Raw genomic sequence first — 15,096 nt, forward strand, 5'->3', positions numbered from 1 at the left:
GGAGTCAATTCAGCAGGTTGCACAATCTAAATCAAATTCATTGGAAATTATGTATAAAAGGATCCTATGAGTAAATGCATAGATTGCCAATATTCGCATAATCCATTATTGGACTAAATTGAAAGAAAAAAGGATGGTTTAAAGCAAAAAAAACTCTGCAGACTTCCACAGAGTTTTTAAAAGCTTTCAACTAATTTTTGGATGGCTTAGATTAGGGAGCAAAGAACTTTTTTCCTTTAACTTGTTTTCATTCCAAGTTTATTAATACCTGGTTTTTCCAAACTCAACTTTATAATTGTTTTGTCTCCATTTTCCCAATACTCTTGAAGTCGCAACATTTCATTTCCGGTATATATGTATGAAAAAAAGCTACACCCAATAGGTACCCTTCCCCATCCTAAAAAATTGTACATTTATGGGTGACAAGGCGCCGATTTCAAGCTTCCAATGTAATATATTCAGCTCCTTGTTCTTTTGCCCAATTATGTATATAACTGAGCAGATTATATCCAAGGCCACTAGGACGATGATTTACATCAGTAACCAAATCTTGCACATAAACATAGCGTTCATTATATGAATCTTCACGCCAGCTAATACCTGCTAATGCTACGATGCTTGTATCATGATATAAAGCAAATAACTGTTTTCCCTCCTTACGCATTTCATTTAATAAATCTAGACTAACTGACTCAATATAGGATAAGCCTGTAAAAATTGATGTTCTACAGTTAACTCCACTATATTTTCCACTGGTATTTTCATACTAATATTCTCCTAACATTTTAAGTTTAACTGCTCCGTCTTCCCCTTTATGAATCCGGATTAATTTTCTGACATTTAAGCTTATCAAATATGCTCGATAACCTAGAACTTAAATGTTTTTCAATAATTGAGTGTCCAACAGTTTCCCATCCTCTTCCTTTCTCCAAATATTAGATATACCAATAAATCATATGCAAGTATTGTGCCATACCAAAGGATATGTACAAGTTCAGTACAATTAATATCGTCCTGGAAAGTAGAGAAGGGCCTTATCAAATACTATGAGGAATTACTGAAAAATTAGGCCGCAGTTAAAACAATATACGGTTCCTAAACCATTAAAGTTCGGGACTAAGGAATTAAATTACATACTCTTGGACAGGGACAGTAATTCGATGATTGTATAGTAGAGCTATATCAGTAAAAAGGCAGAAAATCGCGACCGATTGATGATACGGGGCTGGATTGTTGAAGATAGGCAATTGATGTCCGTGTGAATAACTTGAACAAGAATAGCCAAAAATAGGGAGTATTAAGAAGGAAGGAACAAACAAATAGGTGAATATAAGGCCTGGCAGTTTCAAAATTTCATCACATCAATTGATGATTTTAATCCTTTTGTATTCGGTAGGAACGGTTATTTTACATACTCCTTCTCCTTTAGCTGGTTTTGCAAAGCAGGATGCGTGGCTTGCTGCATTATTTGGAACAGGAATCGCATTAATTTTTGTATGGTTTTACATCAAGGTTGGAAATTTATATCCTGATCTCGCTTTAGATCAAATAAATGAAAAGGTTTTCGGTAAGTTAGTCGGAAAGATGATCAATCTCACATTTTTCTTCTGGTCTTTTTCAACTGCTGCCGAGACCACTTATTATGTGGGGAATTTCATTAAAACTTTTTGGATGCCGGATACTCCTCTTATAGCTTTAAATATATTGTTAGCTGCAGTAGTGATCTTTACAGTCCGCCTTGGTTTTGAAACTTTTACACGCACGTTGGAAATATTCTTCATACCCGTATTAATATTACTTACTATTTTTTTGGTTTCCATCATTCCTCAAGCAAACATTCAAAACATTCAGCCAGTATTTGAAGGAGGCGCTAAACCATTAATACGGGCGATACTTTTTTATGTCAGCGTGTTCACGCTGTCTCCTGTTATGTTTTTAATGATTTTCCCTTCCAAAGTCAGTGAAAGAAAAAAAGGGGGAAAAGCTTTTTATATTGGCACTTTGATCGGAGGAATCATATTAATTCTGGTTATCATGATGGATATCTTGGTTCTTGGACCCCATAACACCGCAAGAAATATCGCTCCAAGCTATACGATGGCCAAAAAAATAAATGTAGGGAATTTCCTAATGCGGATCGAAGCAGTAATTGCCACTATTTGGATTTTCACAACCTATACGAGGACGGTTATGTATTTTTATGTTTCGGTTGTCGTATTTTCAAACATTTTCAATATAAAAGATTATCGGCCATTTACTACAGCTTTAGGGATGATAATGGTTTTTTATTCATTGATTGTTTTTCCGACGGTCTCTTCATCCGGGGAATACAATAAAAATATATGGTTATTCCATGCAGCGGCTTTTGGTCTGGTCATGCCTTTATTATTGTTTATAACAGCTAAATTTAGAAACATCATTAAAAAGCCCCCACGAATGAGGTGAGTATATTGAAACATAAAATAATCATTATTTTTAGTTTGGTATTTATAGCATTCATGACTGGTTTACTCATCTTTTACCTCAAAAAAGATGATTCTTCCCGATGGATGGTAGCTCTTGGGGGAATATTGGTAAGTGCCATGCCCATTTCATTACTGTTTGTAAAAAATAATCCCTTTAACATTCCTATCATAATCGGCTATTATGTTTTTGTTTTCTGTACGACATTTTTAGGATCCATCGCAAATTTTTATGTTGATTTTAAATGGTGGGACTCTGGACTTCACTTCTACAAAGGCATCTTCGTGGGTTTTGTGGGGATTGCCCTTTATAAACTATACATCCCTCAAAAAGCGAGAAAAGATGTTTCAAGGTGGGTCATTTTCCTTTTTGTTCTCTCACTTTCAGTCACTGCCACTGTTCTTTGGGAAATATATGAGTTCGCAGGAGATCTCACTTTTACTCATACCATGCAGCGAGGCGGTAACAAAGATACCATGTACGATATAATTTTCGGACTAACCGGCGGCCTGCTCATTTCCATTTATTCTAGTGTACAAAAATTAAAATTATGATGATTTGTTGAGGTAATCATATGAATCGTAAGCTAGTTATTTCATTAAGTTTAGTGTATGTACTTTTCATGGGAGCTTTATCTATTTATTACTATACAGCCGATGAAACTTTCAAATCACTGGTTTCGATAGGCGGTGTGGTATGTGGGGCAATTCCCCTTTCACTGGCCTTATTTACCAAGCTTCAATTCAATTTGCCAATTGTCATTTCCTATTTGATCTTCTTATTCGGTTCACAATTTTTAGGATCTATTTTAGGTTGGTATGGATTGGGTTGGTGGGACACATTTTTGCATTTGTTAAGCGGTTCCCTTCTTGCTTTTTCGGGAATTGCTTTATATGAACGATTGGTATACAGAAATGCAGGCAAAGAGATATCCCCTTGGTTCGTCTTTTTGTTTACCCTTTCTTTCTCGGCACTTGGTGGTGTCATATGGGAGATCTACGAATTTTGTTCTGATCAATTATTCGGAATGACACTACAAGGCGGGGGAAATAAAGATACAATGATCGATTTAATCGCGGATACGATTGGAGGACTTATCATTGCAGTGTGGGCCGGAGTGCGGACAAAGATTAAGTTAAAAAAAATATAAAAAATATTCCAGTTGATTTCAGAAATCCGCTCCCTTTCCGCCGACTGTCTGCCAAGCCTCCTCGACGCAAACGTCTCCGGGGTCTCGGCTAGCCAGTTATTCGGCAGGAGTGTCGCAAATTTCTTCAATCTAATGAGGTTTCTTTCTATTTAAATGAATAAAAAGTCATGGTGTATAACCAAGTTTGTTTTGAAATTATGGTATCCATTCCATCAGAAAAATCGTGAAAGGGATTCGGATAAGACCTTTCACCCCTATGCTGTGAACTAACTGAGACCAACATATTCCATTATCGGTCTAAGGTCTTTTTAAAAAAAACATTCCAGTTGATTTCAGAAACCCGCTCCCTTTCCGCCGACTGTCTGCAAGGGGGTTCGGGATGACCATTTATCCCTTTTATAGACAAAAGGAGTTCCATCCAAAAACATTGTTGATTGGAGCGGGTGTGCGAGACTCCTGGGGGAATAGCGAGTCCAAGGGAGACCCCAAAGGCGCAAGTGCGCCGAGGGCGGACCGCGCGCGGAAAGCGAGTGCCCTACGTTCCAATCAACGTCCAAATTTGTACAAGCAAAAAAAAATGTAGACAAACTCGATTTTCATCGAGTTTGTCTACATTCTGAAACGACCATCTTACCGATGGTCATTTTTATGTTCATTTAAATATGATGGAAATTATTTTTTCCGTCGTCATGGCACTATCTACCACATATGTTCCAGGTCGCAATCCGTTGGCCTTGCCTTTCTTTTCAACCGCGTCGGAAAATTCATTGGCATTTTTGATGACTTTAGCTTTTTGTAGGGTTTTACCCACATCGATGCTTGTCGAGCCTTTAGATACAGTAAGAACTGTACGGTATATGATTTTTTCCGTTGGTTCTTTTACCGTTTCTTTTTCCGCCTCCGCCTTATCTTTAACCGACTGTGCTTCAGCAATCTGATCTTCCCATTCTTTTTCGGAATGTATGACATACCCTTCTGAAGCCAGAGACTCTTTCATTTCATCTTCTGATAGTTTCTCTGACGTGCCGGTCACTTCACCTGGACCAAAGAAGTACACTGCACCGCATAAGCCTGCGGCAACAACAAGGCCTCCGGCAAAGCTGCGCATTGATTTAGATGTCATTGGCCACATTTCTCCTTTCATTCGTCGTTTTCATGTAAGGAGTAAGCATCCGTTCTATTTCTTCTTCCGGCTGTTTTGTCTTAAGTGCGATGCTTTCAAATGAATAGCCTCGCTTATGTAGGTCTAGTACTTCACGCAACATGTTTCGCTTTTCGGAAGACATTGCCAAAATGCCTGCCTCTTGCACCGTAATTTCAGCATCTATCTCGATGTTCCTGATTTTTTCCTGTAATACATTCACTTCATCCCCAAAAGTGCTGGCAATCTGTTCCAATTGATTGTCCACTTTTACAGAATCCTTTTTAATAAACGATAAAATGAACAGTAATACTGCTGCAGCGAACAAAATGATCAGAGCCCATTCCATCATTCTATGTCCCTCCTTAATCTTTGAATCTACTATCTCGCTTTCTAATTATATATTGATTTGTTCCAAAACTCGATTTAAAAGTACTAAATACCACAATAGTCACGTAATTATGACAAAAAAAGGCGCGGGAAGGTCATTCATGACTATTAATAATGAAAAATCGAAAAATAAAGCTTCCATTTAAGGACCATTTTACCATAATCTATTCATCATTCATACCACTATTGGTTTATTAAGGTAAATGATCTGTATTTCGACTCCTCATACTGCAAGAATTTTTTTCAACACATATAACAGGGCATTCCATTGATCATCCACATGTGTCACTGCGTTTACTTTTCCCTCAAAAAGGTCCAAGGGTATATTAAATGACAAACATGTTTCCAAACGATAAGATATATATAGGTTCCTTTTCCTATTTCATTAATAGGTACGATTTTACAGTGCCATTTATTTATTGGTGCAAGATAATAAGGAGGAAACAATGAATATCAAAATAAATAATATACCGGGTTTCATGCAAGACGAAATCGAACAACTTCAATTAAAGTTGTCCCCCTTGTTGAAGAAAAATATGAAATACGGTTTTTTTTCAACGGTGATGATAGGCTTTTCCATCATTAATCTTTTTTTTCTTTTATTTAAGAACGACTCTTTACCCATCTCGAAAATCGCACTTGGAATCTATGCATTGGTGGGAGCTGTAGGATTTGCCTTATTAAAAGAAAACAAACACAATCAAAGAGAAATAGTGAAAATGAGTCAAAAATATATGTTGGAGAGAATCAAAAAAAGCAACTATTTAACAGATGCCAGAAAAAACAACTACTATAAACGAGTAAATGAGCATCCGCTTACTGCCATGAATGTTTTTTTTGAGTTTCTTGCTGAAGAACAACAATGGAAGAACAAATCCTCCCACCCCGAATAAATAAAAGGAAGTTCGCAAATTTCATAACTTTATCGGTGTTCAAATAAGGCAAAAAAGGCGGCAAAAAAAAAACAACTCAACCAGTATGCTCCGGTAAACTGCAGAATCATACTGGTTGGTTGCTCAGGTTTTTCCATTTACAAATTCTCCCTGAACATTCCTTTTTTAGTGCATTCCAATTGAGAGCTCAGTGGTTAGTTCTGGAGCTTATTTTCAATGAGTTCATGAAAATAGACTGCAGCATGTTCTGTTGGAGAAAAGATTCCATTTGTAAATGCCTCGGAACTTAATCCTTTTTGCAGTTTTTCCACTAGATCAAAATCTTCCTGCCGTACTTGATCAACAAATTTAAAATATTCTTCTTTTTCTATGGTTGTTTTTTCATCTAAGGAATAATCCCGATAAATACCTAACGACGTCACAGCATCAACGGGAATTACTTGAATGGTATTCACGTTTCCGTCTCCTGGATAAACGTTAATCATCATATTTGGCCAAACCCAATAAAAACGCGCTTGGTCCCCTTCGCCATTCTTGCTTGCTGTCATATATTGATAGGTGAATTTGTCGTGTGTCGTTGTGCAAAAGTTGGCTAAATCAAAGGATTTTGCAAAGCCAGGATGAGCAATGGAACAATGATCACATTCCAGGTAATTGTCAACAACAGCCTTCCAATTAGCTTTTACTTCACGGCGGGTTTCCCTAACTAATTTCAGTGAATCAAAGAATGGATACTCTTTCATTTCCTCTAAAAATTCCTGATATGCTTCTGCCATAGAGGGTGCATTTTTGTCAAGATTGACAAAAATCATGGCATTCTGAACTTCTAAGCGAATGGATTTCATACAGCTGTGTATTCCCAATTCATTCGTTTTAAAATTAGGGGCTCTATTTACACTTCCGTCTAATTTGAACGTCCATCCATGGTATCCGCATTGTAAAATTTTCTTATTTCCTTTATCGGCGTTTTCTACTTTCATTCCGCGATGAGGGCAAATATTGTAGAAAGCACGCAGTTCACCATCTGTACCATGTGAAACGATAATAGGCTCTCCGGCGATATCTAATGTCATGAAATCGCCTACCTTTTCCATTTGGCTTGCATGCCCCGCCAATATCCAACTCTTTCTGAAGATTTTTTTACTTTCTTCTTTGAATACCTCTGGATTGACATACCGTGAATAAGGCAGTGTAGGGCTGAACTGTACATTTTCTTTCGTGGACATATTTAATTCCCCTCCTGTTTTTGATCTAATTTAAAAGTTTAAACACGCTTAGTTCAATTTGCGTTATACCCGATCCATATAGACTGTCTTGACTTCTGTATAGAATTCAACGGCACTCTTCCCTTGTTCACGGCTGCCCGCACTTGAATTTTTACATCCGCCAAATGGCATTTGCGGTTCGGTTCCTGCTGTTTCCGAATTGACATGAACAAGACCCACTTCAACATCTTCAATAAACCGTTGAGCCGAAGTTAAATTATTTGTACAAATGGCTGCGCTCAACCCATACTCTGTATCATTCGCCATCTTAACTGCTTCCTCATAATTTCCGGCCTTAAAAAGGGCAATGACCGGTCCAAAGATTTCTTCACGCGCAATGCGGGCATGTTGAGGAACATTTTCAAAGATTGCCGGCTTGACATAAAAACCATTGGCCAATTCCACTTCTGCCGGGATTTCTCCTCCGCACAAAAGTGTAGCTTCTGATTTGCCAACATCGATCATTTCAAGCACGCCATCGCGTTGTGATTTAGATACAGCGGGACCGATATATGTTTCTTCGTTGAGCGGGTTGCCCACCTTTAATTCTTTCGTACGAGCCACCAGAAGATCCCGGAATACTTCATAAATTCCTTCTTCCACAATCACCCGGCTAGTGGCTGTGCATTTTTGCCCTGTGGATTTAAAAGCTCCGCCTATAGCTATTTCCACTGCTTTTTCAAGATCAGCATCGGCGAGGACGACAAGCGGGTTTTTCCCTCCCATTTCCGCTTGCACTTTCTTTCCATGCTCAATGGCTTGTTTTTGAATTTGCTGACCTACTTGATTCGAGCCCGTAAAAGATATAGCCTTCACATCAGGATGTTCCACTAATGCAGCACCAATGACGGAACCCCTTCCGAATACACAATTGATGACACCGGGCGGAAGACCCGCCTCATCAAAGGCTTTTATCACATGATAGACAGACTTAGGTGTAAGATCAGCCGGTTTAATCACGACTGTATTCCCGTAAATCAGGGCCGGCGCCAATTTCCATACAGGGATGGCGATAGGAAAATTCCATGGTGTAATCAACCCCACCGGACCTAGCGGGATGCGGATAGTGTATAAAAATGTATTGGCATTGGCTGAAGGAATTACTTCCCCGATTGGCTGCCGGGCTTCAGCAGCATAATATTCAAGTATGCTGGCAGCTCGATTGGCTTCCCCCATCCCTTCCAAGAATGTTTTTCCTTCTTCCTTTATCAAATCTTGACCTACTTCCTGAATATTCTTTTTCAAAATATCAGCTGCTTTCTGCAAGTATGAAGCCCGTTGCTGAAACGACAACTTTTTCCAGTCAGGAAATGAATTTTTTGCGGCTGCCACTGCATCATGTAAATCAGCCGCAGCACTTGATGGAAATTCTCCTAAATTTTCACCATCATGGGGACTAAGATTTTCTCTATACTCTCCTGTAGTGGGTTCTTTCCATTTTCCATTAATATAATTTAAGTAACGCATACTATTTCCTCCGTATTCTATTATTCTACTTCTCTAAATTATAGGTTTTGCTTTTAACTGCACTTCTAAATGAATCTTAAACGACCGTTTTCTTATATCTTGGATATAATAATCACTATTGAATAAAATCATTGGTCTGTTCATTTGTTAGGGCTGGCACCTCGACGTTCCTTCGCGAATATCTAAAATAGTAAAAAATATAGCAAGCAATGACGAAACCTAATCCCCAATACAACGAAGTTCGCTGTGTCGGATCATAAGCGGTAAACACGAAAATACCTAGACACATAATGATGCAGAGAATTGGGGCAAACGGGAAAAAAGGTACTCTAAACTTCAGATTTTCAACCTTTCCGCCTGTTCTGATATACTGCTTACGGAATCTGTACTGTGCGATCGCAATCACCATCCAAGTAAGCACCCCTCCAACCCCGCTTATGGAAAGCAGCACAACGAATAACGTTTCTTCCGCTACTACACTAGTAAGCAGCGACAGCAAGGCAAAGACCATGGTGACTAGTAAGGCGTTCATAGGTACACCGCGCCGATTGAGCTTTCCAAATGAAGAATGTGCCATACCGTTTTGAGAAAGGGAGAAAAGGATCCTTGTACAAGCAAACAGACCCGTGTTTCCTACGGAGAGGACCGCCGTCAAAATTACGAAATTCATAATGTCTGCTGCATAAGGAATGCCTACCATTTCAAACACGGTAACAAATGGACTTTCCAGTACCCCGACTTCTTTCCAAGGAACGATGGCCGATAGAACAAAGATTGCCAGTACATAGAAAAGCAGCACGCGTATTACGATGTTTCGAATCGCTCTCGGAATGCTTTTTTGCGGGTTTTCCGTCTCTCCTGCTGCAACACCCATGATTTCCGATCCCTGGAAAGCATATACGACTGTCATCATCGATATAAACACACCCGTGAACCCTGTAGGGAATAGTCCATCTCCTATAAAATTGGAAAGGAACGGGGCAGGTTGTGCATCCTCCATATGAATCAATCCAAACATCGCTGCTGCACCGATAATTATGAAGAGAATGACGGCAAGCACTTTAATCCCGGAGAACCAATACTCTGTCTCTGCAAAACTTCGCGTAGTCAATGCATTTATAGTGAATAAAAGGACCGTAAATATCACACACCATATCCATACTGGTATATCGGGAAACCATCTGGTCATGAGCAAACCGGCCGCTACAAATTCCAGGCCTACGTAAAGAGCCCAGCTTAGCCAGTAAATCCAGCCAATGACAAATCCAGTGGCGGGACCAATAAATTTCGTTGCATGGACCTGAAAGGAACCGGATACCGGCATCACTACCGATAATTCACCGAGACAAATCATCGCCAAGTACATTAATAAACCACCGACCAAATAGGCAACAATCGCTCCTAAGGGTCCAGCTTCACCGATTGCATATCCTGATCCCAGGAAAAGACCTGTTCCAATTACCCCACCTAAGGAGAGCATGAATAAATGTCTACTCTTCATTGAACGCTGTAATTCTTTTGGCTGATTTTCATGTTCTGTTTGCATGAATTCCCCCCCGTTCCTGATTGATAAACTGCCTGAACACTTTCATGATTAACACAAGTTAACGAGAGTTTCACGATAACGCTTCGGAAGGCACTGCATATTCTGGAAGGTCGCTGATTGTCGGTTTAAATATTTCATAAGCTACTTCTCTTTGATATTTTTTTTGTTTTTTTGCTTGAGTAAACAAATGATACGTATTTTTCCTGCATAGTTTTTCTATATCATCGACGACAGCTTGTGGATTTGGTTTAACCAGTCCGAAAATAACCGCATCATAAAATCTTATCGCCCCCAGGTTGGCAACGAAATCATTGACAACATCTATTCCTCTCTGTCTTATGATTTCGTCTCCCTCAGATGAAAGGGGAATGTTCGCCGCCTCCACAATCAAGCTTGCTTTTACGCTTTTGGCATTGGATATGTGGATGACATCCTCCAATGCGGACGGAATTAAAATATCGCAATCTATGTCGAGCCATTCCGTGTTTGGCCTTACAACATAATGCGGTTCAAAAAAGGCTTTATCCATTTCCCCGTACATATTCTTATGATCAATAAGCTTTTGGACATCCAATCCTTCGTCACATGTAACCAAAAGGGCTGCATCGGAAATTCCCACAACTTTATAACCTAACTGGGTCATTTTCAATGCACAGCTTGCCCCTACACAGCCGAATCCTTGAATGACAACTCTTGCTCCACCTTTTCCGTTTTTAAATTTCCATGCCTCATCTGCGGAGAAAGCCACACCATAGCCTGTTACGACATCGTTTAAAAACAACCCGTCGATTTTTGTCGTCAACAGTTCATCGAAATCTTTTATCCCTTGCAGAACATTCGGATTCTGCTTCATTGATTTCGTTAGGGGGATATCAATGCCAAATTCATTAAATATTTTGAGTACATCTTCATATTTGGTACCTAAATCACTGCCTAACGATACCCCTATATCTATATAAGGCATCATCGCAATCAGAAATCTTCTTAACACTGCATATGCGTCTGGCGCTTTATAATCATAGGCAATGCCCGCTTTACAACCGCCAGTCGTCTCAGACTCACAGGCTACATACTTATAAGCCATCGCCTCGGCGAGCCTTTCGACCTCTTCTCTTGTAACTGTTGGGTGCATTCTTGTACCGCCTCCTGTGTATCCTTTTACAAAGTTATGGACGACCAGCCAGCCTTTAGCATCTGTTTCCGTATCATTCCATTCAACAACTATATATGGTTTTAACAACTATGATACCTCCCTTACATGCCTTTTATTGGGTCCTGCTAACTTCCAAAGTTAATTATTAGACACTAACTTTTCGTATACTTCCTTCTTGTCCTGGCCTGCAGATAGAATCTTTGGATTGACTGTAACTTCTATTACAGACGGCAGCCCTGAAGCAATCGCCCGTTGCAGCGCTGGCGCAAAATCAATATTTTTTTCAACCTTTTCACCATGTGCCCCAAATAAGCGGGCCAATCCAGCAAAATCAGGATTAGATAAGTCAGTTCCAACGGCCCGGTTTGGAAAATGCCTTTCTTGATGTGCTCGAATTGTTCCGTAAATATTGTTGTTCACAACAATTGATATGGTCGGAATTTTATACCTTACAGCGGTTTCAATCTCTTGGAGAGTCATCATGAAGCCACCATCCCCCGAAATAGAAACAACATGTTTGTGAGGCTGCGCCAGTTTTGCCCCAATAGCAGCAGGCAGTCCATATCCCATTGCACCCGACGTTGGCCCCACGTATGTGTTTTCTTGTTCAAAACGATAATATCTTGATAGCCATCCAAAAAAGTTGCCTGCATCATTTGTAATGATGGTATCCTTCGGCAGACAGACAGCCAGATCATGCATCAATCCGTCCATATCCACGAAATCCTCTGTGTAATCGGCCTTCGGTTCAGAAAATTCCATATATTTATCGTGCAATTCTTTCAGATGATCTTCGCCTGAAATAAAAGATCCTGATTCTGGCGCTTGCAGTGCTTGTTCCAAAAAGCTCTTGGCATCCGCTTCAATGGCAAGAGAAGGAGCATACACTTTACCAAAAATATCGGGACAAATATCCACATGGATCAGCTTTGAATTTTTAGAAAGCAAGGTGTAATCTTGTGTTCCTACTTGGGAGAATCGTGTCCCTAATGCCAAAACTACATCTGCATCCCGGATTGCATCAAGTAAATATTGAGGTGTCCCAAATCCAAGCCACCCTGCATAGCAAGGATGTGAGTTCGGAAACGCGTCAAACCGACGGAAAGCTGTAACGACAGGAAGTTTCATTGTCTCCACAAACTGTACAAGCAACCTGTTGGCCTTAGCATGAATCACACCTCCGCCAGCAATCAATACGGGGCGCTCCGCGTTTCGTATCATATCCATCGCCTGCTTCACATCTTCCATATGTGGTTGAGGAGGAAGCGAGCGATAAGAAGGATTTATGTTCAACTCTGCCTCGTCTTCCAACATGTCATGCGGCAAAGCCACTAATACAGGGCCCGGACGCCCCGACCTCGCAATATGGAAAGCCCGTTGCAATAATTCCGGGATTCTTTCCACACGATCTACTTCTACCGTCCATTTACATAAATGACTGAAAAAACCCGTCAAATTCACTTCCTGGAATGCTTCCTTTTCTTTAAAAGGGCGTTCGACTTGGCCAATAAGCGCAACCAAAGGGGTTGAATCCTGAGAAGCTGTATGAATGCCGATAGCTAAGTTTGTAGCACCCACTCCACGCGTTGCCATACAGACTCCCACCTCTCCTGAAGCCTTGGCATACCCTTCCGCCATAAAAGAGGCACCTCCTTCATGCCTTGCGGAAATAAGTTCTATTTCAGGATGTTGGTATAGTGCATCCATTACACTAAGATAACTTTCACCTGGTACACAAAAAGCTTTTTTTACCCCTTCTTTAGCCATTACTTCTACGACTGCTCTTCCTCCACTGACTTTCATAATCAAGCCTCCCGCTTTCGAAAACGTGTTTTTATTCTATTAATCTACGATTATATGAATATTGGACTGATTCCCACTGTCATTTAACAAGCTTTTCCATTCCTGAAGCCTGTTTAATATCTTCTTTCATCCCAAGTGAAGTTTTTCTAGTAACGGCACTTACTCCCAAAGTTACTGCGATGTTGATGAATAATACAGCTAACCCTACATCAAGATCTTGTATGGCTTGCGGCAGAGATGGAAATAATGTAGCAAGTGTCGTACCTGATGTGGTCGAGTATACAACAATTAGAATTCCTACGATCATTCCGGCAAATGCTCCTTGAACCGTGACAGGATTCTTTTTCCACAGACTGAAAAATAGTGCTGGAAACAACTGTGCCATGAAGCTATATGCCATAAGATACAGCGTAAAAATCGACTCCCCGCCATTGAACGTAAAATATAGAGTCACTATAGAAATGACAGGTACTAACATCCTGCTCAATCTTTGTAGCTGGTCATCTGATGTATTCGGCTTCCATACCTTATATACATTTTTTGAAAGTATCGTGGCCGTAGCCGTCAAAACGAGTGAACTGGGAATAAGGGCGGCCATTGCCCCTGATGCTCCAATAACTCCGACAAACCAGGGATCAAATGACATCTTCGCCATTTTAAATAAAGCTAAATCTGCTTCTGCTCCCTGTAAATTCGGGACTTGGAGAATCGAAGAAAAACCAATAAATAAAGAAAAAATGATGATTACTTGATAAATTGGCATAACCCCAGCATTCCAACGAAGTGATTTCGGACTTTTTGCTGAGAACACTCCCGCTAACATATGAGGAAACATATAGAATGCCAGTGCTGTCATGATCGTAGCTGATATAAACCAAGAGATACTCAAACCTTGTTCCGGGAAAATCAAAAATCCTTGTTTTGCTGTATCGATTGCTTCAAACATCGGCTGTATACCATCGTAATAATGAAGTGGAAAATAAATCCCCATAAAGACGACAACAGCCAGAATCATGATATCTTTAATGACCGCGGTCCACGCCACTCCATGCATCCCAGAAGCCGTTACATAAATTGTGATCGCAATTACCCCAACAACTATAGCCACATTCGGAGATATGGACCCATAGGAGGCTTCCGATACGATTATTCCTAATCCTTTCAACTGCATGATCAGATATGGAATAATTGAAATGACGCTAATTACCGCCACAAGAACACCTAGAGCAGGACTGTTGTACTTTTTGTCATAAAAATCAGATTGAGAAATGACATTATTTTTTTTGGCATACCTCCAAATAGGCGGTAACAGCCAATAGGCGATTACAAAATAGAAGCAATTGAAAGCGTATAAGGCAGGAGGCATACCAGATCGATAAGCTCCGCCGCTTGCCCCCAAAAACGTATATGTCGTAAACATTTCACCTGCTATCAAGAAGAAGAGCAAAAAGCTGCCGAAGCCTCTTCCGCCTATAGCCCATTGTTCCAAACTCATATTTTTACCTTTTCGAGCTTGAAGCCCTAACCAAATACACAGAACCAGAAAGAAAAGGATAACAAGCAGGGCTTCATTCATCAGTCTTCTTCCTCCTCGGTTGCAGGATCAAGTTTATTAGCAATTATCAAAAAAACTGATGTAAGACAGACCCATAATATGGCCCAAAAAAGAACAAATGGCATCCCTAAAACATAAGGTTCAATTCGATTGATAACCACAAGCGAGCCAAGTGCCGGTATTGCACTTATCACATAGATTATTTTCTTCATTTGTTCACCACCCTTATCAACAAATGCCAAACTCGAATTTTCCAAACCTCATTTTTCA

Annotated in this window: 14 protein-coding genes; 4 read left to right on the forward strand and 10 right to left on the reverse strand. The window is 40.0% G+C overall.

The annotated features are described in order from the left end of the window. Nucleotides 1-436: 436 nt before the first annotated feature. Nucleotides 437-664 carry a GNAT family N-acetyltransferase gene (locus MKX49_RS13750; protein WP_340876781.1) on the reverse strand — a complete coding sequence of 76 codons (228 nt, stop codon included), beginning with the start codon at nt 662-664 and terminating at the stop codon, nt 437-439. A gap of 659 nt (nt 665-1,323) precedes the next feature. On the opposite strand from MKX49_RS13750, the gene MKX49_RS13755 reads away from it, so the two are divergent. Genes MKX49_RS13755 through MKX49_RS13765 form a run of 3 tightly spaced genes read left to right on the forward strand, consistent with a single transcriptional unit; the run spans nt 1,324 to nt 3,613 of the window. Continuing rightward, complete coding sequence (locus tag MKX49_RS13755) at nt 1,324-2,445, forward strand: GerAB/ArcD/ProY family transporter (RefSeq protein WP_340876782.1); 1,122 nt, start codon at nt 1,324-1,326, stop codon at nt 2,443-2,445. After that, a complete protein-coding gene (locus MKX49_RS13760; RefSeq protein ID WP_252266965.1) occupies nt 2,442-3,017 on the forward strand; it encodes a membrane-spanning protein in 576 nt (191 codons plus the stop codon). The genes MKX49_RS13755 and MKX49_RS13760 overlap by 4 nt, the downstream gene beginning before the upstream one ends. A 20-nt stretch (nt 3,018-3,037) precedes the next feature. Continuing rightward, nucleotides 3,038-3,613: a hypothetical protein gene (locus MKX49_RS13765; RefSeq protein WP_336864395.1), complete on the forward strand. Its 576-nt coding sequence runs from the start codon at nt 3,038-3,040 to the stop codon at nt 3,611-3,613. Nucleotides 3,614-4,265: 652 nt separating this feature from the next. Here MKX49_RS13765 and MKX49_RS13770 read toward each other — a convergent pair. Then, nucleotides 4,266-4,736, reverse strand: a complete 471-nt coding sequence (locus tag MKX49_RS13770) for an endolytic transglycosylase MltG (RefSeq protein ID WP_063593962.1) — start codon at nt 4,734-4,736, stop codon at nt 4,266-4,268. After that, nucleotides 4,726-5,106 (reverse strand): hypothetical protein, encoded by a 381-nt coding sequence (locus tag MKX49_RS13775; RefSeq protein ID WP_340876783.1) that lies wholly within the window; start codon nt 5,104-5,106, stop codon nt 4,726-4,728. Before MKX49_RS13775 ends, MKX49_RS13770 begins: the two co-directional genes overlap by 11 nt. Before the next feature lie 484 nt (nt 5,107-5,590). Between MKX49_RS13775 and MKX49_RS13780 the strand changes: the two genes are divergently transcribed. Beyond that, on the forward strand, nt 5,591-6,037 hold the full coding sequence (locus tag MKX49_RS13780; RefSeq protein WP_323597687.1) for a DUF5392 family protein: 447 nt from the start codon (nt 5,591-5,593) through the stop codon (nt 6,035-6,037). A 194-nt stretch (nt 6,038-6,231) separates the two neighbouring features. Here the strand turns inward: MKX49_RS13780 and MKX49_RS13785 are convergent, their stop codons facing one another. The 7 genes from MKX49_RS13785 to MKX49_RS13815 all read right to left on the reverse strand — a co-directional run bounded on the left by MKX49_RS13785 (nt 6,232) and on the right by MKX49_RS13815 (nt 15,038). Further along, the gene (locus tag MKX49_RS13785; RefSeq protein WP_340876785.1) at nt 6,232-7,263 is read right to left on the reverse strand and encodes an aromatic ring-hydroxylating oxygenase subunit alpha; all 1,032 of its coding nucleotides are present in this window, start codon (nt 7,261-7,263) and stop codon (nt 6,232-6,234) included. Nucleotides 7,264-7,326: 63 nt separating this feature from the next. Continuing rightward, nucleotides 7,327-8,769: an aldehyde dehydrogenase family protein gene (locus MKX49_RS13790; protein ID WP_340876786.1), complete on the reverse strand. Its 1,443-nt coding sequence runs from the start codon at nt 8,767-8,769 to the stop codon at nt 7,327-7,329. A gap of 115 nt (nt 8,770-8,884) precedes the next feature. Continuing rightward, nucleotides 8,885-10,315 carry an amino acid permease gene (locus tag MKX49_RS13795; RefSeq protein ID WP_323597692.1) on the reverse strand — a complete coding sequence of 477 codons (1,431 nt, stop codon included), beginning with the start codon at nt 10,313-10,315 and terminating at the stop codon, nt 8,885-8,887. A 70-nt stretch (nt 10,316-10,385) separates the two neighbouring features. After that, nucleotides 10,386-11,555 carry a Glu/Leu/Phe/Val family dehydrogenase gene (locus MKX49_RS13800; protein ID WP_340876787.1) on the reverse strand — a complete coding sequence of 390 codons (1,170 nt, stop codon included), beginning with the start codon at nt 11,553-11,555 and terminating at the stop codon, nt 10,386-10,388. Nucleotides 11,556-11,606: 51 nt separating this feature from the next. Then, complete coding sequence (locus MKX49_RS13805) at nt 11,607-13,271, reverse strand: thiamine pyrophosphate-dependent enzyme (protein WP_340876788.1); 1,665 nt, start codon at nt 13,269-13,271, stop codon at nt 11,607-11,609. A 79-nt stretch (nt 13,272-13,350) separates the two neighbouring features. After that, nucleotides 13,351-14,847: a sodium:solute symporter family protein gene (locus tag MKX49_RS13810; protein ID WP_340876789.1), complete on the reverse strand. Its 1,497-nt coding sequence runs from the start codon at nt 14,845-14,847 to the stop codon at nt 13,351-13,353. Beyond that, nucleotides 14,847-15,038 (reverse strand): DUF3311 domain-containing protein, encoded by a 192-nt coding sequence (locus MKX49_RS13815; RefSeq protein ID WP_034307824.1) that lies wholly within the window; start codon nt 15,036-15,038, stop codon nt 14,847-14,849. Before MKX49_RS13815 ends, MKX49_RS13810 begins: the two co-directional genes overlap by 1 nt. Nucleotides 15,039-15,096 lie beyond the last annotated feature (58 nt).

The organism is Peribacillus sp. FSL M8-0224, from assembly GCF_038003055.1.
Lineage (GTDB): Bacteria > Bacillota > Bacilli > Bacillales > DSM-1321 > Peribacillus > Peribacillus frigoritolerans.

Coding starts and splice junctions, on each gene's coding strand:
- MKX49_RS13765 (WP_336864395.1), top strand. CDS start 3,038: ATGAATCGTAAGCTAGTTATTTCATTAAGTTTAGTGTATGTACTTTTC.
- MKX49_RS13790 (WP_340876786.1), bottom strand. CDS start 8,769: ATGCGTTACTTAAATTATATTAATGGAAAATGGAAAGAACCCACTACA.
- MKX49_RS13750 (WP_340876781.1), bottom strand. CDS start 664: ATGCGTAAGGAGGGAAAACAGTTATTTGCTTTATATCATGATACAAGC.
- MKX49_RS13770 (WP_063593962.1), bottom strand. CDS start 4,736: ATGACATCTAAATCAATGCGCAGCTTTGCCGGAGGCCTTGTTGTTGCC.
- MKX49_RS13795 (WP_323597692.1), bottom strand. CDS start 10,315: ATGCAAACAGAACATGAAAATCAGCCAAAAGAATTACAGCGTTCAATG.
- MKX49_RS13785 (WP_340876785.1), bottom strand. CDS start 7,263: ATGTCCACGAAAGAAAATGTACAGTTCAGCCCTACACTGCCTTATTCA.
- MKX49_RS13815 (WP_034307824.1), bottom strand. CDS start 15,038: ATGAAGAAAATAATCTATGTGATAAGTGCAATACCGGCACTTGGCTCG.
- MKX49_RS13775 (WP_340876783.1), bottom strand. CDS start 5,106: ATGATGGAATGGGCTCTGATCATTTTGTTCGCTGCAGCAGTATTACTG.
- MKX49_RS13780 (WP_323597687.1), top strand. CDS start 5,591: ATGAATATCAAAATAAATAATATACCGGGTTTCATGCAAGACGAAATC.
- MKX49_RS13810 (WP_340876789.1), bottom strand. CDS start 14,847: ATGAATGAAGCCCTGCTTGTTATCCTTTTCTTTCTGGTTCTGTGTATT.
- MKX49_RS13805 (WP_340876788.1), bottom strand. CDS start 13,271: ATGAAAGTCAGTGGAGGAAGAGCAGTCGTAGAAGTAATGGCTAAAGAA.